The sequence below is a fragment of the Streptomyces sp. WM6378 genome, from assembly GCF_001279695.1.
GTDB lineage: Bacteria > Actinomycetota > Actinomycetes > Streptomycetales > Streptomycetaceae > Streptomyces.
On the sequence record NZ_LGDD01000334.1, the window covers coordinates 31,847 to 50,022 of the forward strand.

General features: G+C 74.6%; 1 protein-coding gene (cut by a window edge). It reads left to right on the plus strand.

The annotated features are described in order from the left end of the window. Positions 1-18,176, plus strand: the 5' portion of a protein-coding gene (locus tag ADK54_RS37215; protein WP_053730250.1) for a type I polyketide synthase. It continues 10,330 nt past the right edge of the window; the window shows 18,176 of its 28,506 coding nt (coding positions 1-18,176); its start codon is at positions 1-3; the stop codon falls past the right edge of the window.

Below are 18,176 nucleotides of genomic sequence, written 5' to 3' on the forward strand. Positions count from 1 at the left end.
ATGGATCAGGAACAGAAACTCCGCGACTACCTGAAGCGGGCCAGCGCCGACCTGCGGCGTTCCCGGCAGCGGGTGGGCGAGTTGGAGGCGGCGACTCGCGAGCCGATCGCGATCGTGGGCATGAGCTGCCGCTTCCCGGGTGGCGTAAGCAGCCCCGAAGAGCTCTGGTCCCTGCTCGCCGCTGACGGGGACGGCATCACGACCTCACCCGATGACCGCGGCTGGGAGCAGCTGGCCGAGGACGCGGGGGAGTTCTCCGGTGGATTCCTCCACGACGCTGCCGAGTTCGACGCCTCCTTCTTCGGGATATCCCCCCGCGAGGCACTCGCCATGGACCCGCAGCAGCGACTGCTGCTGGAGTCCTCCTGGGAAGCCTTCGAGCGGTCCGGCATCGACCCGGCGGCGGTCAGGGGCAGCAGGACAGGCATGTTCGTCGGGGCGATGCCCCAGGAGTACCGGGTGGGTCCGGACGACGACGTCCAGGGCTTCGCCCTGACGGGCACGACCACCAGCGTCATCTCGGGCCGACTCGCGTACTTCTTCGGGACCGTGGGCCCGGCGGTCACCATCGACACCGCCTGCTCGTCCTCCCTCGTGGCCCTGCACCTGGCCGCCCACTCCCTGCGTCAGGGCGAGTGCTCCCTGGCACTGGCCGCCGGCGTCACCGTGATGTCCAGCCCCACCACCTTCGTGGAGTTCAGCCGCCAGGGCGGGCTCTCCGCCGACGGCCGCTGCCGCTCCTTCGCCGACTCCGCAGGCGGCACTGGCTGGGCCGAGGGCGTGGGCGTCCTGGTCCTGGAGCGCCTCTCGGTAGCCCGCCGCAACGGCCACGAGATCCTGGCCGTCATCCGGGGCTCCGCCGTCAACCAGGACGGCGCCTCCAACGGGCTGACCGCGCCCAACGGACCCTCGCAGCAACGCGTCATCGAGCAGGCGCTGGTCAGCGCGCGACTCTCGGCCAACGAGATCGACGTCGTCGAGGCGCACGGCACCGGCACCGCACTGGGCGACCCGGTCGAGGCCCAAGCGCTGCTGGCGACCTACGGCCAGGGCCGGGACGCCGAACACCCCCTGCTGCTGGGCTCCGTCAAGTCGAACCTCGGCCACACCCAGGCGGCGGCCGGCATGGCCGGCGTCATCAAGATGGTGCTGGCCCTGCGGCACGGCCTGCTCCCGCGCACCCTCCACGTGGACGCGCCGTCCTCGCACGTCGACTGGACACAGGGGGCCGTGCGCCTGCTCACCGAGCAAGTCCCCTGGCCGCAGGGCGAACAGCCGCGCCGCGCCGGCATCTCCTCGTTCGGGCTCAGCGGCACCAACGCGCACACGATCCTGGAGGAGGCCCCGGCCGCCCCGTCCCCCGAGGCCGACCAGGAGGGCACCGCGCCGCCGGCCGCCGACGCATCCTTGGCGGTCGGCGACGTCCCCTGGCTCGTCTCCGGCCGCACCCGCGAGGCGCTGTGCGCCCAGGCGGCGCGGCTGCTCGAACACCTCACGGCTCACCCCGGTCTCGCGCCCGTGGACGTGGCCTACTCCCTGGCCACGGCCCGCTCCGGCCTTGAGTACCGCGCCGCGTTCACCGCAGCCGACCTGGACCGGGCTCGCGCCGCCCTGACCGCGCTGGCCGACGGCATGCCGGCTCCCGGCCTGGTGCAGGACACCGCCCGGACCCGGTCCAAGCTCGCCTTCCTCTTTGCGGGCCAGGGTTCCCAGCGGCCGGGCATGGGGCGTGAACTGGCCGCCCGCTTCCCCGCCTTCGCCACCGCCCTCGACGAGGTCGTGAGCCACCTCGATCAGGGGCTCGAACGGCCCCTGAAGGACGTGCTGTTCGCCCCCGAGGGCACGCCCGAGGCCGCCCTCCTCGACGAGACCGGCTACGCCCAGCCCGCGCTCTTCGCGATCGAGGTGGCGCTGTACCGGCTCGCCGAGTCCTTCGGCATCAAGCCGGACTTCCTCGCCGGGCACTCCATCGGAGAGATCGCCGCGGCACACGTGGCCGGGGTCTTCACCGTGGCCGACGCCGCGGCCCTGGTGCTCGCCCGCGGCCGCCTCATGCAGGCGCTGCCCGAAGGCGGCGCCATGGTCTCCCTCGAAGCCACCGAGGAGGAGGTCCTGCCCTTGCTGGCGGACCGGGCGGACCGCGTCTCGATCGCCGCAGTCAACGGGCCCGCCGCCGTCGTCGTCGCCGGCCGGGCCGACGAGGTCAGCGCCGTCGCGGAGCACTTCGGCGCGTTGGGCCGCAAGACCAAGCGGCTGCGCGTCTCGCACGCGTTCCACTCGCCGCTCATGGACCCCATGCTGGAGGACTTCCGCACGGTCTTCTCCGGGCTCGCCCCCCAGGCGCCCGTCACCCCGGTCGTCTCCGGCCTGACCGGGACCCTCGCCACGGTGGAGCAGCTGACCTCCGCCGAGTACTGGGTGAACCACGCCCGGAACACCGTACGGTTCGCCGACGCCGTCGATTGGCTCCACGGCCACGGCGCCGCCACCTTCCTGGAGCTGGGGCCCGACGGCGTCCTGTCCGCCATGGCCCAGAACTCCCTGGCTGCGACCGGCACCGCCGACGGCGCCTCCGACTCCGCCGACGCCGTCCTCGCCGATGGCATCCCCGCCACGCTCGCCGTGCTGCGGCCGGGCCGCCCCGAGGTCGAGACCCTCACCGCCGCGCTGGCGGGCCTGCACACCCGCGGCGCGGCCGTCCAATGGGAGCTCTACTTCCAGGGCACTGGTGCCCAGCGCACCGCTCTGCCCACCTACGCCTTCCAGCGCCGTCGCTACTGGCCCAAGAGCCTGCCCGCGACGGGCGGTGACGTGCGCGCCGCCGGCCTGGGCGCGGCGCACCACCCGCTGCTGACGGCGGCCGTGTCGGTCGCCAACTCCGACGGCCTGCTGCTGACCGGTCGACTCTCGCGGCGCACCCACCCCTGGCTCGCCGACCACGCCGTACGCGGCACGGTGCTGCTGCCGGGCACCGCCTTCCTGGAACTGGCCGTGCGCGCCGGGGACGAGGCCGGCTGCGGTCGTGTGGAGGAACTCACGCTGGCCGCCCCGCTGCTGCTTCCCGAGGAGGGCGGCGTCCAGGTGCAGGTCTGGGTGGGCAGCCCCGACGAGTCGGGTCGCCGCGCCGTCAGCGTCCACTCCCGCCCCGACGGGCCGGAGGAACTCCCCTGGACCCAGCACGCCTCAGGCACCCTCGTCGCCGGCGAGCACCACGCCGACTTCGACGCCACCGCCTGGCCGCCCGCCGACGCCCAGCCGCTGGACCTCGACGGCTTCTACGATCGGATGGCCGACACCGGCTTCGGCTACGGCCCGCTGTTCCAGGGCCTGCACGCCGCCTGGCGCAGCGGCGACGACGTCTACGCCGAGGTGACGCTGCCCGACACGAACGGCTCCGACGCCGACTCCGCGGCGTCGTTCGGGATCCACCCGGCCCTGCTGGACGCCGCCCTGCACGCCGCGGCCTTCGCCGACCTGGGCGAGCACGCCCGCGGCGGCCTGCCCTTCTCGTGGCAGGACGTGACGTTGCACGCGAGCGGGGCGACGACGGTCCGGGTGAAGCTGACCCCGGCCGGCGACGACGCCGTGGCGATCGCCGTCGCCGACACCACCGGCGCCGCCGTCGCCTCCATCGGCTCGCTGGTCCTGCGCCCGGTGCCCGACGAGCGGTTCGGCGCCGCCAACTCCCTCGTCCGGGAAGCCCTGTTCGAACTGCGCTGGACCGCACCACACCAGTCCCCGCAGACGGCGCCCGCCTCGGTCGGCGTCCTCGGCCCGGACCTCTTCGGCCTGGAGCGGGCGCTTTCGTCGCCGGACCTCACCGTCATGGCGCTGCCCGGCGCGGACGGCACCCGAGCACCGGACGTGGTACTCGCCCCCCTCGCGGGTGCGGACGCCGACACCGGTGACGAGGTCGTCACCTCCGTGCACGCCCGCACCGCCCACGTCCTGGCATGCCTGCGGAGCTGGCTGGACAGCGAGCAGTACGCCGGGTCCCGGCTGGTCTTCGTCACGCGTGGCGCCGTCGCCACCGACGCCCGACAGGCGCCGGACCCGGTGGCCGCCGCCGTCTGGGGCCTGGTGCGCGTCGCGCAGAGCGAACACCCCGGCCGTTTCGGCCTGTTGGACCTCGACCCCGCTCTCGACGAGCCCGCCGCGCAGCCGCTGCTGCGGGCCCTGGCCCTGGACGAGCCGCAGACCGCCGTCCGCGGCACCGCCGTGCTCACCGCGCGGCTCGCCCGTGCCCAGGCATCGCAGACCACTGCGGAATGGGCCCCTGAGGGCACCGTGATCCTCACCGGGGCCACCGGCGGCCTGGGCCGCGTACTGGCCCGGCACCTGGTCACCGAGCGCGGCGTACGGCACCTCCTGCTCGTCAGCCGCCGCGGCGCCGACGCCGAGGGCGCCCGAGAACTCGTGGCCGAACTCACCGAACACGGCGCCCAGGTGGCCATCGCGGCCTGCGACCTGGCCGACCGTGCCGCCGTGGACCGGCTGCTGGCCGGGGTGCCCGCCGAGCACCCCGTCACCGCCGTCGTGCACAGCGCCGGCACCCTCGACGACGGCGTGATCGAGTCACTCACCCCCGAGCAGATCAGCACGGTCCTGCGGCCCAAGGCCGACGCCGTCTGGCACCTCCACGAGGCCACCCGGGATCTGGACCTGGCCGCCTTCGTCGTCTTCTCCTCCCTCTCCGGCACCGTGGGCACGGCGGGCCAGGGCAACTACGCCGCCGCCAACGCCTTCCTCGACGCGCTCGCCCAACTGCGCCGCGCCCAGGGCCTGCCGGGGCTCTCCCTGGCCTGGGGCCCGTGGGAGCCCACCGCCGGAATGACCGGCGGCCTGTCGGACGAGGACCTCGCGCGCCTGGCCCGTATGGGCACCCCGGCGCTCACCGTGGAACAGGGCACCGCCCTCTTCGACGCCGCCACCGCCATGGACGCCGCCGTCCTGCTGCCGACCAGGCTCGACCTGTCCGTCCTGCGCCTCCAAGGTGCCCAGGGCGCGGTACCGCCGCTGTGGCGCGGCCTGATCCGTACCCCGGCCCGCCGCTCGGTGGTCTCGGCCTCGGAGACCGCCGTCACCCTCGTGCAGAAGCTCTCCCGGCTGGCGGAGACCGACCGCCGGGAGGTCGTGCTCGACCTCGTGGCCGGTCAAGTGGCCGCCGTACTCGGCCACTCCAGCACCGCCGACATCGACGCGCGGCGCCCGCTGCGGGAGCTGGGCTTCGACTCGCTGACCGCCGTCGAACTGCGCAACCGGCTCAGCGCGGCCACCGGCCTGCGCACCGCCGCGACGGTGGTCTTCGACTACCCGACCGTCGACGCCCTCGCCACGCACATCCTCGCCGAGCTCATGGGCTCGGAAGCCGTCACCGCGACCAGCGCTCCCCGTGCCGCCGGCACCGCCACCCACGACGACCCCATCGTCATCGTCGGCATGAGCTGCCGCTACCCGGGCGGGGTCGCCTCGCCCGAGGACCTGTGGCAGCTGGTCAGCGAGGGCACCGACGCCATCTCGGGCCTGCCCACCGACCGGGGCTGGGACCTGGACGCGCTCTACGACCCGGACCCGGACCGCATCGGCACCTCCTACTCCCGCTTCGGCGGATTCCTGCACACCGCTGCCGACTTCGACCCCGCCTTCTTCGGCATGAGCCCCCGCGAGGCCCTGGCCACCGACTCCCAGCAGCGGCTGCTGCTCGAAGCGTCCTGGGAGGCCATCGAGCGCACGGGCATCGACCCGGCGTCCCTGCGCGGCAGCCGGACCGGCGTGTTCGCGGGCGTGATGTACAACGACTACGCCACGGTCCTCTCCGGCGGACAGTTCGAGGGCCACCAGGGCAGTGGCACCGCCCCGAGCGTCGCCTCCGGGCGGATCTCCTACACGCTCGGGCTGGAAGGCCCCGCCGTCACCGTCGACACCGCCTGCTCGTCGTCGCTGGTCGCCATGCACTGGGCGATGCAGGCACTGCGCGCGGGGGAGTGCTCCCTCGCACTCGCCGGCGGCGTCACGGTCATGTCGACGCCGGGCGCCCTCATCGAGTTCTCCCGGCAGCGCGGCCTGTCTCCGGACGGCCGCTGCAAGGCGTTCTCCGATGGCGCCGACGGCGTCGGCTGGTCCGAAGGCGTCGGCGTCCTCGTCCTGGAACGCCTCTCCGACGCCCGCCGCAACGGGCACCAGGTCCTGGCCGTGGTCCGCGGTTCCGCGGTCAACCAGGACGGTGCCTCCAACGGCCTGACCGCCCCCAATGGCCCCGCCCAACAGCGGGTGATCCGGCAGGCGCTGTCCGCCGCCGGCCTGTCCGTCACGGACATCGACACGGTCGAGGGCCACGGCACCGGCACCGCCCTCGGCGACCCCATCGAGGCGCAGGCCCTGCTCGCCACCTACGGCCAGGACCGCGACCCGCAGAGCCCGCTGCTGCTGGGCTCCGTGAAGTCCAACATCCGCCACGGCGTGCTGCCCCGTACCCTGCACGCCGACGAGCCGTCCTCGCACGTGGAGTGGGGCTCCGGAGCGGTGCGCCTGCTCACCGAGGAGACGCCCTGGCCGCAGGCCGGCCGGCCGCGTCGCGCCGCCGTCTCCTCCTTCGGTTTCAGCGGTACCAACGCCCACCTCATCGTCGAGGAGCCGTCGGCCGCCCCCGACCAGCGCGAACAGCCGGCGCTCACCCCGGCCGTCGTGCCCTGGACGCTGTCCGGCAAGAGCCGCGCGGCCCTCCGGGACCAGGCCGCCCGCCTGCGGTCCTTCCTCGACGAGCGCCCCACTCTCGACCCGGTCGACGTCGCGCTCTCCCTCGCCACCACGCGCACGGCCTTCGACCAGCGCGCCGTCGTCACCGGCGACCGCGACGAACTGCTGCGTGCACTCGCCGACCTGGCCGCCGACCGGCCCGGCTCCGCGCTCACCGAGGGCGAGATCGGCGGCGCGGGCAAGCTGGCCGTGGTGTTCTCCGGGCAGGGCAGCCAGCGCCCCGGCGCGGGCCGTGAACTCGCCGCCCGCTTCCCCGCGTTCGCCCAGGCCCTCGACGAGGTCACCGCCGCCCTCGACCCGCACCTGGGCCGTCCCCTCAAGGACGTCCTGTTCGCCCCGGAGGGCAGCCCCGAGGCGGCGCTGCTGGACCACACCGAGTGGACCCAGCCCGCGCTGTTCGCCGTCGGGGTCGCGCTCCACCGGCTGCTGGGCACGTGGGGCATCCGCCCCGACGTGCTGCTGGGCCACTCCATCGGCGAGATCACCGCCGCGCATGTCGCGGGCGTCCTCTCGCTGTCCGACGCGGCCCGCCTGGTGACCGCCCGGGGACGGCTGATGCAGGCGCTGCCCGCCGGCGGCGCGATGATCTCCCTCCAGGCCGGCGAGGACGAGACGGCGCCGCTGCTCGCCGGGCGCGAGCACGAGGTCTCCCTCGCCGCCGTCAACGGCCCCCACAGCGTCGTGGTCGCCGGAGACCTGGCCGCCGCCGAGGAGATCGCCGCCCACTTCGCCGCCCAGGGCCGCAAGACCAAGCGCCTGACGGTCAGCCACGCCTTCCACTCGCCGCTCATGGAGCCCGCGCTCGACGGGCTGCGCGAGGTCGCAGCCGAGCTCACCTACCACGCGCCGGACGTGACCGTCATCTCCGGCCTGACCGGACGACCCGCCACCGACGACGAACTGCGCTCCGCCGACTACTGGGTCGCGCACGCCCGCGGCGCCGTCCGCTTCGCCGACACCCTGCGCGCCGCACACGACTCCGGCGCCGGCACCTTCCTCGAAGTCGGCCCCGACAGCGTGCTGTCGGCCGCCGCCCAGGAAGCCCTCGGCGACGCGGCGGACGCGCACATCGTCCCGCTGCTGCGCGCCGGGCGCGGCGAGGAGCGCTGTGCGGCCACCGCCCTGGCCCGCCTGCACGTGCGTGGCACGGCCGTCGACTGGCCCGCGTACCTCGCCGGCACCGGAGCACACCCGGTCGATCTGCCCACCTACGCCTTCCAGCACGAGCGCTACTGGCCCGAACCGGCCCCGGTCGGCCTCGCGCCGGCCGCCGCCGACCCCGCGGACGCCGAACTCTGGGGCGCCGTCGAACGCGGCGACGCCGCAGAGCTGGCCACTCTCCTCGGGCTGCGCGACGAACAGCACGCCTCCCTGTACGCGCTGTTGCCCGCACTGTCCTCCTGGCGCCAGCACCGGCACGAGAAGGCGCTGCTGGACTCCACCCGCTACCGCGTCGCCTGGCGCCCCGCGACGGCGGCCGCCGCGCCCGTACTCGACGGCACCTGGCTGCTCGTCACCGCCGACGGCATCGACAGCGACGAGATCCTGCACGCACTGCGCGGCCACGGCGCCCAGTTCGAGACCCTCACCCTGGACGACGCCTGCCGCGACCGCACCGAACTCGCCGCCCGGCTCGACGCCGTACGGACGCAGGACCGCGGCTTCGCCGGCATCCTGTCCCTGCTCCCGCTCGCCGACCGGCCCGGCGCCGAGGCCGGCGCCGAGCTGCCCACCGGGCTCGCGCTGAGCCTCGTCCTGACCCAGGCACTGGCCGACATCGACCTCGCCGCCCCGCTGTGGACGCTGACCCGCGGCGCCGTCACCACGGGCTCCGACGACCCGCTCACCAACCCCCTCCAGGCCGCGGTCTGGGGACTGGGCCGGGTCGCCGCCCTGGAGCACCCGCAGCTGTGGAGCGGCCTGATCGACCTGCCGGCCGCCCTCGACGCCCCCGCCACCCAGCACCTCGTCAGCGCGCTGGCCGCACGGGGCGGCGAGGACCAGATCGCCCTCCGGGCCACCGGAGCGCTCGGCCGGCGCCTGGTGCGCCACCCGCAGGCCGAACTGCCCCCCGCCGACGCCTTCACCGCGGGCGGCACCGTGCTCATCACCGGCGGCACCGGAGCGCTCGGCGCTGAGGCGGCCCGCTGGCTCGCCCGCAGCGGCGCCGACCACCTCCTCCTCACCAGCCGCCGCGGCCCCGATGCCCCGGGAGCGGCCGAACTGGCAGCAGAAATACGGGACTTGGGGGCCGAGGTCACCATCGCGGCCTGCGACACCGCCGACCGTGGCGCGCTCGCCGCACTCCTGGCCTCCGTACCCCCGGAGCACCCGCTGACCGGCGTCGTGCACGCGGCCGGCGTCGGCCAGAACGCCTCCCTGGCCGAAACCCCCCTGGACGCCGCCGCCGAGGCGATGGCCGCCAAGATGCTCGGCGCGGCCCACCTCGACAGCCTCCTGGACGGCCAGGACCTGGACTTCTTCGTCCTGGTCTCCTCGATCGCCGGAGTGTGGGGCAGCGCCGGGCAGAGCGCCTACGCCGCCGCCAACGCCTACCTCGACGCCCTGGCAGAGCACCGCGCGGCCCGCGGCCTGCCCGCCACCTCGGTGGCCTGGGGTCCCTGGGCCGAGGCCGGAATGGCCACCCACGAGGCGGTCACCGACGCACTGCACAAGCGCGGCCTGCGCTTCCTCGCGCCCGCGAACGCCCTCACCGAACTGCGCCGTGCCGTCGTCGACAAGGACGTCACCGTCACGGTCGCCGACATCGACTGGGAGCGCTACCACCCCGTCTTCACCGCCACCCGCCCCAGCGCCCTCTTCGACGAACTGGCAGAGGTCCAGGCCCTCGCCCGCACGGAGGACGCGAGCGCCGCACCCGAATTCGCCGCCCGCCTGCGGGGCCTCGACGAGGACGAGCAGACGCGGCTGCTGGCCGACCTGGTACGTGCCGAGGCGGCCATCGCCCTCGGCCACGACTCCGCGGACGCCATCTCGGAGCGGCGGGCCTTCCGCGACGCCGGCTTCGACTCGCTGACCGCCGTGGAACTGCGCAAGCGGCTGGCCGCCCTCACCGGCCTGGCCCTGCCCGCCACCCTCGTCTTCGACTACCCGACCCCCACCGTCCTCGCCCGCCACCTGCGTGCGGAACTCCTGGGCACCGACGGCGCCGCGGCCACGCCCGTGGCCGTTCCCTCGGGGGGCTTCGACGAGCCCATCGCCATCGTCGGCATGAGCTGCCGCTTCCCCGGCGGCGTCCGTTCCCCGCGGCAGCTGTGGGACCTGGTCAGCGACGGCGTCGACGCCATCACCGACTTCCCCGTCAACCGCGGCTGGAACACCGGCCTCTACCACCCCGACCCGGACAACCCCGGCACGACCTACTCCACCCAGGGCGGGTTCCTGCACGACGCGGGCGAGTTCGACGCCTCCTTCTTCGGCATCTCGCCGCGCGAAGCGCTGTCGATGGACCCCCAGCAGCGGCTGCTCCTTGAGACCACCTGGGAGGCGTTCGAGCAGGCCGGCATCGACCCCACCCACGTTCACGGCACCGCGACCGGCACCTTCATCGGCTCCACCTACCAGGAGTACGGCCTCGGCGTCGAGGACGGCTCCGCCGGCCACCTGGTGACCGGCACCAGCCCCAGCGTGCTCTCCGGGCGCCTGGCCTACCTCTTCGGCCTCGAAGGACCGGCGGTCACCGTCGACACCGCCTGCTCCTCGTCCCTGGTCGCCCTGCACCTGGCCTGCCAGTCCCTGCGCAACGGCGAGAGCTCCCTGGCCCTGGCCGGCGGCGCGACCGTGATGACCAACCCCAACCCGTTCATCGCCTTCAGCCGGCAGCGGGCGCTGGCCGGAGACGGCCGCTGCAAGGCGTTCTCGGACGGCGCCGACGGTATGACCCTCGCCGAAGGCGTCGGCATCCTCGTCCTGGAGCGCCTCTCGGACGCCCAGCGCAACGGACACCAGATCCTCGCCGTCGTCCGCGGCTCGGCCATCAACCAGGACGGCGCCTCCAACGGCCTGTCCGCCCCCAACGGCCCCTCCCAGCAGCGCGTCATCCGCCAGGCCCTGGCCAACTCGGGGCTGGCCCCGAAGGACATCGACGCCGTCGAGGCCCACGGCACCGGCACCGCTCTCGGCGACCCCATCGAGGCGCAGGCCCTGCTCGCCACCTACGGCCAGGACCGCGACCCGCAGAGCCCGCTGCTGCTGGGCTCCGTGAAGTCCAACATCTCGGCGGCCGGCGTCGCCGGCGTCATCAAGATGGTCCTGGCCCTGCGCCGGGGAGCACTGCCGCGCACCCTGCACGCCGACACCCCCTCCAGCCACATCGACTGGACCCCCGGCACCGTCGCCCTGCTGCACGAGCCCGCCGACTGGCCGGAGGGCGAGCGCCCGCGCCGCTGCGCGGTCTCCTCCTTCGGCATCAGCGGCACCAACGCCCACACCATCCTCGAAGAAGCCCCCCGCCCGCAGGAGGCGGCCCCCGAGCGGCCGGTGCCCCCGGCCGGCGACGCCATCCCCTGGATACTGACCGCCCGCACCCCGGGCGCGCTGCGCGCCCAGGCAACCAACCTCGCCGCCCACCTCGACGACGAACAGGCACCCGGCGCCCTCGACGTCGGCCACTCCCTGGTGACCGCGCGCACCCTCTTCGACCACCGCGCCGTCGTCGTCGGCACCGACGAGCAGACCCGGCGCGCGGCCCTCGACGCCCTCGCCACCGGCGGCTCCGCGCCCGGCGTCGTCCAGGGCACGGCCGACACCGACGGCAGGACCGTCTTCGTCTTCCCCGGCCAGGGCTCCCAGTGGGTCGGCATGGGAGCGCGGCTCCTCGACGAGTCCCCGGTCTTCGCCGAGCGCCTGACCGAATGCGCCACCGCCCTCTCGGAGTTCGTCGACTGGTCCCTGCTCGACGTGCTGCGCCAGGTGGACGGCGCGCCGACGCTGGACCGCGTCGACGTCGTACAGCCCGCCTCCTTCGCCGTCATGGTCTCGCTCGCCGCACTGTGGACCTCGCACGGCATCACCCCCGACGCCGTGGTCGGCCACTCGCAGGGGGAGATCGCCGCGGCGGCCGTCGCCGGAGCGCTCTCCCTTCAGGACGCGGCCCGCGTCGTCGCGCTGCGCAGCCAGGCCATCGCCCGCGGGCTGGCCGGATCCGGCGGCATGATGTCGGTCCCGCTGCCCGCCGCCGACGTCGAACAGCGCCTCGCCGGGGCCGCCGGGTACGAAGACCTGTCGATCGCGGCGGTCAACGGCCCCCGGTCCACCGTCGTCTCCGGTGCCACCGCGCCGCTGGACGCCCTACAGGCCGAGCTGGTCGCCGAGGACGTCCGGGCCAAGCGCATCGCCGTGGACTACGCCTCGCACTCCGCGCAGGTCGAGCTGGTACGGGACGAACTGCACCGCGTCCTCGCGCCGGTGCGCCCCCGCCCCGCGCAGGTGCCCTTCTTCTCGACGGTGACCGGCGACTGGCTGGACACCACCGGCATGGACGCCGACTACTGGTACACCAACCTGCGGCAGACCGTCCGCTTCCAGCCCGCCATCGGTGAACTCCTCGCCCAGGAGCACCGCTTCTTCGTCGAGGTCAGTTCCCACCCCGTACTCGCCATGGGCATCCAGGCGACGGCCGAGGAAGCCGGCGGCGCGGCCGCGGTGCTCGGCACCCTCCGGCGCGACGCGGGCGGCACCGACCGCTTCCTGACCTCCCTCGCCGAAGCCTTCGTCCGGGGCGCGGGCGTCGACTGGTCCGCAGTCTTCGCCGGCACCGGCGCCCGCCGGGTACCGCTGCCCACGTACGCATTCCAGCGCGAGCATCTGTGGGCGATCCCCGACCGGTCCCAGGACCGGCCCGCAGCGGACGCGGTGGACGCGGAATTCTGGACGGCGGTGGAAGAGGACGACGTCGACTCCCTCGCCTCCCGCCTGCGCCTGGACCGCGCCGCCCTGGAGCCCGTCCTTCCGGCCCTCTCCGACTGGCGCCGACGCCGACGCGACCTGGCGGCCGTCGACTCCTGGCGCTACCGCGCCACCTGGCAGCCGCTGACCACCCTGCCCACGGCGGCACTGACCGGCACCTGGCTCGTCGTCACCACCGAAGGCACCACCGACGACGACCTCGTCGGCGCCCTCACCGCGCACGGCGCCGACGCCCGCACCCTCGTCCTGGACGACGCCTGCACGGACCGCGCGACCCTGGCCGCGCGCCTCACGGAACTCGACGGCACCGCGGACCTCGCGGGCGTGGTGTCCCTGCTGGCCGCGGCCGAGGAGCCGAGCCCGCACCATCCGGCGCTCAGCCGCGCGACGGCCCTGACCGTCACGCTCGTGCAGGCACTCGGCGACGCCGGCATCGACGCGCCGCTGTGGTGCCTGACCCAGGGCGCCGTCTCCACCGGCCGCGCGGACCGGCTCACCCGCCCCGACCAGGCCCAGATCCTCGGCCTCGGCTGGACGGCCGCCCTCGAACACCCACAGCGCTGGGGCGGCCTGGTCGACCTGCCCGAGGAACTGGACCGGCGGGCCGCCGAGCGCCTGGCCGCGGTCCTGACCGGCCGTACCGGCGAGGACCAACTCGCCGTCCGCGCCTCGGGCGTCCTCGCCCGCCGCGTCGTACGCGCCACCCCCGCGGACCCGGCTCCGGCCCGCCCCTGGAAGCCGAGGGGCACCACCCTCGTCACCGGCGGCACCGGCACCCTCGCCCCGCACCTGGCCCGCTGGCTCGCCCAGCAGGGCGCCGAGCACGTAGTGCTCACCAGCCGCCGCGGCCCCGCGGCCCCCGGATCCGGCGAACTCGTCCGGGAACTCGCCGAGTTGGGCTGCGAGGCCGGCGTCGTCGCCTGCGACCTGACCGACCGCGACGCGGTCGCCCAGATGCTCACCGCGCTCACGGCCGAGGGCCGCACCGTACGCACCGTCGTGCACACCGCCGTCACCATCGAGCTGGCGACGCTGGACGAGACGACCCTCGACGACTTCGCGAAGGTCATGGACGCCAAGGTCAACGGCGCCCGGCACCTGGACGAACTCCTCGGCGACGACCTCGACGCCTTCGTCCTGTACTCCTCCACCGCCGGCATGTGGGGCAGCGGCGCCCACGCCGCCTACGTCGCCGGCAACGCCCACCTCAACGCCCTGGCCGAACACCGTCGCGCCCGCGGCGCCCGGGCCACGGCCGTATCCTGGGGCATCTGGGCCGACGACCTCAAGCTCGGCCGCGTCGACCCCGGCCAGATCCGCCGCAGCGGACTGGTCTTCATGGACCCCGAACTGGCCCTCGCCGGCCTGCGCCAGGCCCTCGACGACGACGAGACGCTGCTGACCGTCGCCGACGTGGACTGGGAGCGCTACTACCCCGTCTTCACCGCCGCGCGGCCCACCCGGCTCTTCGCGGACCTGCCCGAGGTCCGGCGGCTCGTCGAGGACGACGCCAGCCAGACCAAGGACTCCGGCAGCGAGTTCGCCACCCGGCTGCGCGGGCTGGCCGTCGTCGAACAGGACCGGCTCCTGCTGGACCTCGTCCGCGGCGAGGCCGCCACCGCACTCGGCCACGCCTCACCCGACGTGCTCTCCGAACAACGCGCCTTCCGCGACGTCGGCTTCGACTCGCTGACCGCCGTCGACCTGCGCAACCGGATCGCCGCCGTGACCGGGCTGGCCCTGCCGAGCACCATGGTCTTCGACCACCCCAACCCGCTCGCCCTCGTCGCGTTCCTGCGCGAATCCCTCGCCGGGTCCGCCACCGGCACCACCGTCCCGGCCACGCCCACCGCCGCCGCCAACGACGAGCCCCTCGCCATCATCGGCATGAGCTGCCGCTACCCCGGCGGCATCGGCTCACCGGAGGACCTGTGGCGCCTGGTCGCCGAGGGGGGCGACGCCACCAGCGAGTTCCCCACCGACCGCGGCTGGGACGCCGAGGGCCTCTACGACCCCGACCCCGACCGGGCCGGCCACACCTACTCGACCCGGGGCGGCTTCCTCCACGACGCCACCGAATTCGACGCCTCCTTCTTCGGCATCTCGCCCCGCGAGGCCCTCGCCATGGACCCCCAGCAGCGCCTGCTGCTGGAGACCTCCTGGGAGGCGATGGAGCGTGCCGGGATCGACCCCGCCACCCTGCGCGGCAGCAGCACCGGCACTTTCATCGGCGCCAGCTACCAGGACTACGGAGCCTCCGGCGCCAGCCCGGAAGGCGCCGAGGGACACCTGATCACCGGCACCATCTCCAGCGTCCTGTCCGGCCGGCTCTCCTACACCTACGGCTTCGAGGGCCCGGCCGTCTCCCTCGACACCGCCTGCTCCTCCTCCCTCGTCGCCCTGCACCTGGCCTGCCAGTCCCTGCGCAACGGAGAGAGCTCCCTGGCCCTCGCGGGCGGCGTCAGCATCATGTCCACGCCCGGCGCGTTCGTCGGCTTCAGCCGGCAGCGCGCGATGGCGGCCGACGGCCGGTGCAAGGCGTACTCCGACCAGGCCGACGGCATGAGCCTGGCCGAAGGCGTCGGGCTGGTCCTCGTCGAACGGCTCTCCGACGCCCGCCGCAACGGGCACCGGGTCCTGGCCGTCATCCGTGGCTCCGCCGTCAACCAGGACGGCGCCTCCAACGGCCTGACCGCGCCCAACGGCCCGTCCCAGCAGCGCGTCATCGGCCAGGCCCTGGCCAACGCCAACGTGGACCCCGACAGCATCGACGTCGTCGACGGACACGGCACCGGCACCGCCCTCGGCGACCCCATCGAGGCTCAGGCCCTGCTCGCCACCTACGGCCAGGGCCGCGACCCCGAGCACCCGCTGCTGCTGGGCTCTGTCAAGTCCAACATCGGCCACACCCAGATGGCGTCCGGCGTCGCCAGCATCATCAAGATGGTCATGGCCATGCACCACGGCACCGTGCCGCGGAGCCTGCACATCGACCGGCCCTCCTCGCACGTCGACTGGAGCTCCGGCGCCCTCCAACTGCTCACCGAGCCGCTGCCCTGGCCGAGCACCGGACACCCGCGCCGCGCGGGCGTCTCCTCCTTCGGGCTCAGCGGCACCAACGTCCACACCATCCTCGAACAGGCCCCGGCAGACCGGTCCGAGGTATCCGGGGCATCCGAGGCAGACGGGGCAGACGGCGCAAACACGGCCACCGCACCGGCCCGCCCGGCCGACCTCACCCCCGTCCCCCTGGTCCTGTCCGGACGCACCGAAGCGGGCCTGCGCGCCCAGGCCGGACGGCTCCTGACCCACCTCTTTGACCACCCCCAACTCCCGCTCACCGACCTCGCGTTCTCCCTCGCCACCTCCCGGGCCGCCCTGGAGCACCGCGCGGCCGTCCTCACCGACGACCCCGACACCCTCACCCGGGCCCTGACCGCGCTGCGCGACGCGACCCCCGACGCCGGGCTGCTCACCGGCCGCCCGGACCACGGCCGGCTGGCCTTCCTCTTCACCGGCCAGGGCAGCCAGCGCCCCGAAATGGGACGCGAGCTCTACGACCAGCACCCGGTCTACGCCCAGGCACTGGACGCCGTACTCACCCGCTTCGACCTCGAACTCGACCGTCCGCTCCGGGAGATCCTCTTCGCCGCCCCGGGCTCACCCGAGGCCGCGCTGCTGGACGACACCCGCTACACCCAACCTGCCCTCTTCGCCCTCGAAGTGGCCCTGTTCCGCCTCGCCGAGTCCTGGGGCCTGCGCCCCGACTACGTCGCGGGCCACTCCATCGGCGAGTTCGCCGCCGCACACGCCGCAGGAGTCCTCTCCCTGGAGGACGCCTGCACCCTGGTCGCCGCCCGCGGCCAGCTGATGGCCGCACTGCCCCAGGGCGGCGCCATGGCTTCCATCGAAGCCACCGAGGACGAAGTGGCCGCCGCGCTCACCCCGTACGAGGGACGGGCCGCGGTCGCCGCCGTCAACACCCCGACCTCCCTGGTCGTCTCGGGCGACGAGGACGCGGTGCTCGCCGTGGCGGCGCACTTCGAAGAGCAGGGCCGCCGCACCAAGCGGCTGCGCGTCAGCCACGCCTTCCACTCGCCGCACATGGACCCGATGCTGGCGGACTTCGCCCACGCCGTCCGCTCCGTCACCTGCCACGCACCCACCGTGCCGCTGGTGTCCACCGTCACCGGGGCGCTCCTCACGCACGAAGAACTCGCCGCGCCGGAGTACTGGACCGGACAGGTCCGCGGCACCGTCCGCTTCGCCGACGCCGTACGGCATCTCACCGAGCACGGCGTGCGCACCTTCTTCGAGCTCGGCCCGGACGCCGTGCTCAGCGGCGCGGTACGCGAGGGCACCGACCAGGAGACCGACGCCACCGCCGTCCCGGCACTGCGCCGGGACCGGCCCGAGGCCCCGGCCCTGACCACGGCACTGGCCCACCTGCACCTCCACGGGGTACGGGTCGACTGGGACGCCGTGTTCGCGGGCAGCGGAGCCCGCCGGATCGACCTGCCCACCTACCCCTTCCAGCGCGAGCGCTACTGGCCCGAGGCGGCCACCGGAACCACCGCACCCGCCCACCCCGCCGACGCGGCGGACGCGGACTTCTGGTCGGCCGTCGAGCGGGCGGACCTGGAGTCCCTGGGCTCGTCGCTGGACCTGGACGACGACACCCTCACCGCCGTCGTCCCGGCCCTCTCCTCCTGGCGGCGCCGCAGCCGGGAGCGCTCCACCGTCGACGGCTGGCGCTACCGCACCACCTGGAAGCGCCTGGCCGCCCCGGCCACCGCACGCCCCACCGGGACCTGGCTGGTGCTCGCACCCGCCGACGGCGAGCCGGGATGGCTCGACGCGGCCGCCGGTGTGCTGGGCACCGACTCCGTACGCCTGGTCGTCACCGCCCCGGAGCGCCGGGACCTGACCGACCGGCTGCGCGAACTGACCGCCGTACACGGCGAGTTCACGGGCGTCCTGTCCCTGCTGGCCACCACCGGCGACGACACCCAGGACGTCACTGCCACCACGACCACGGGTCTGCTGCTGACGGCCACCGCCGTCCAGGCCCTGGGCGACGCGGACATCGCGGCCCCCCTGTGGTGCGTGACCCGCACCGCAGTGGCCGTGGACCGCACCGAACACCCGGTCCACCCTGCCCAGGCCGCCGTCTGGGGCCTGGGCAGGGTGGCCGCACTGGAGCAGCCGCAGCGCTGGGGCGGCCTGATCGACCTGCCCGACGAGCTCGACGGCAGCACCCTGCGCCGCCTGGCCGCCGTCCTCGCCGACAGTGGCGGCGAGGACCAACTCGCGCTGCGCGCCACCGCGGCGTTCGCCCGACGCCTGGCCCACCACCGAGCCGAACCGGCCCCCGGGACAGGCACCTTCAACCCCACCGGCACCGTGCTAGTCACCGGCGGCACCGGCGCGCTCGGCGGACACGTCGCCCGATGGCTGGCCGAGGCGGGCGCCCCGCACCTGCTGCTGGTCAG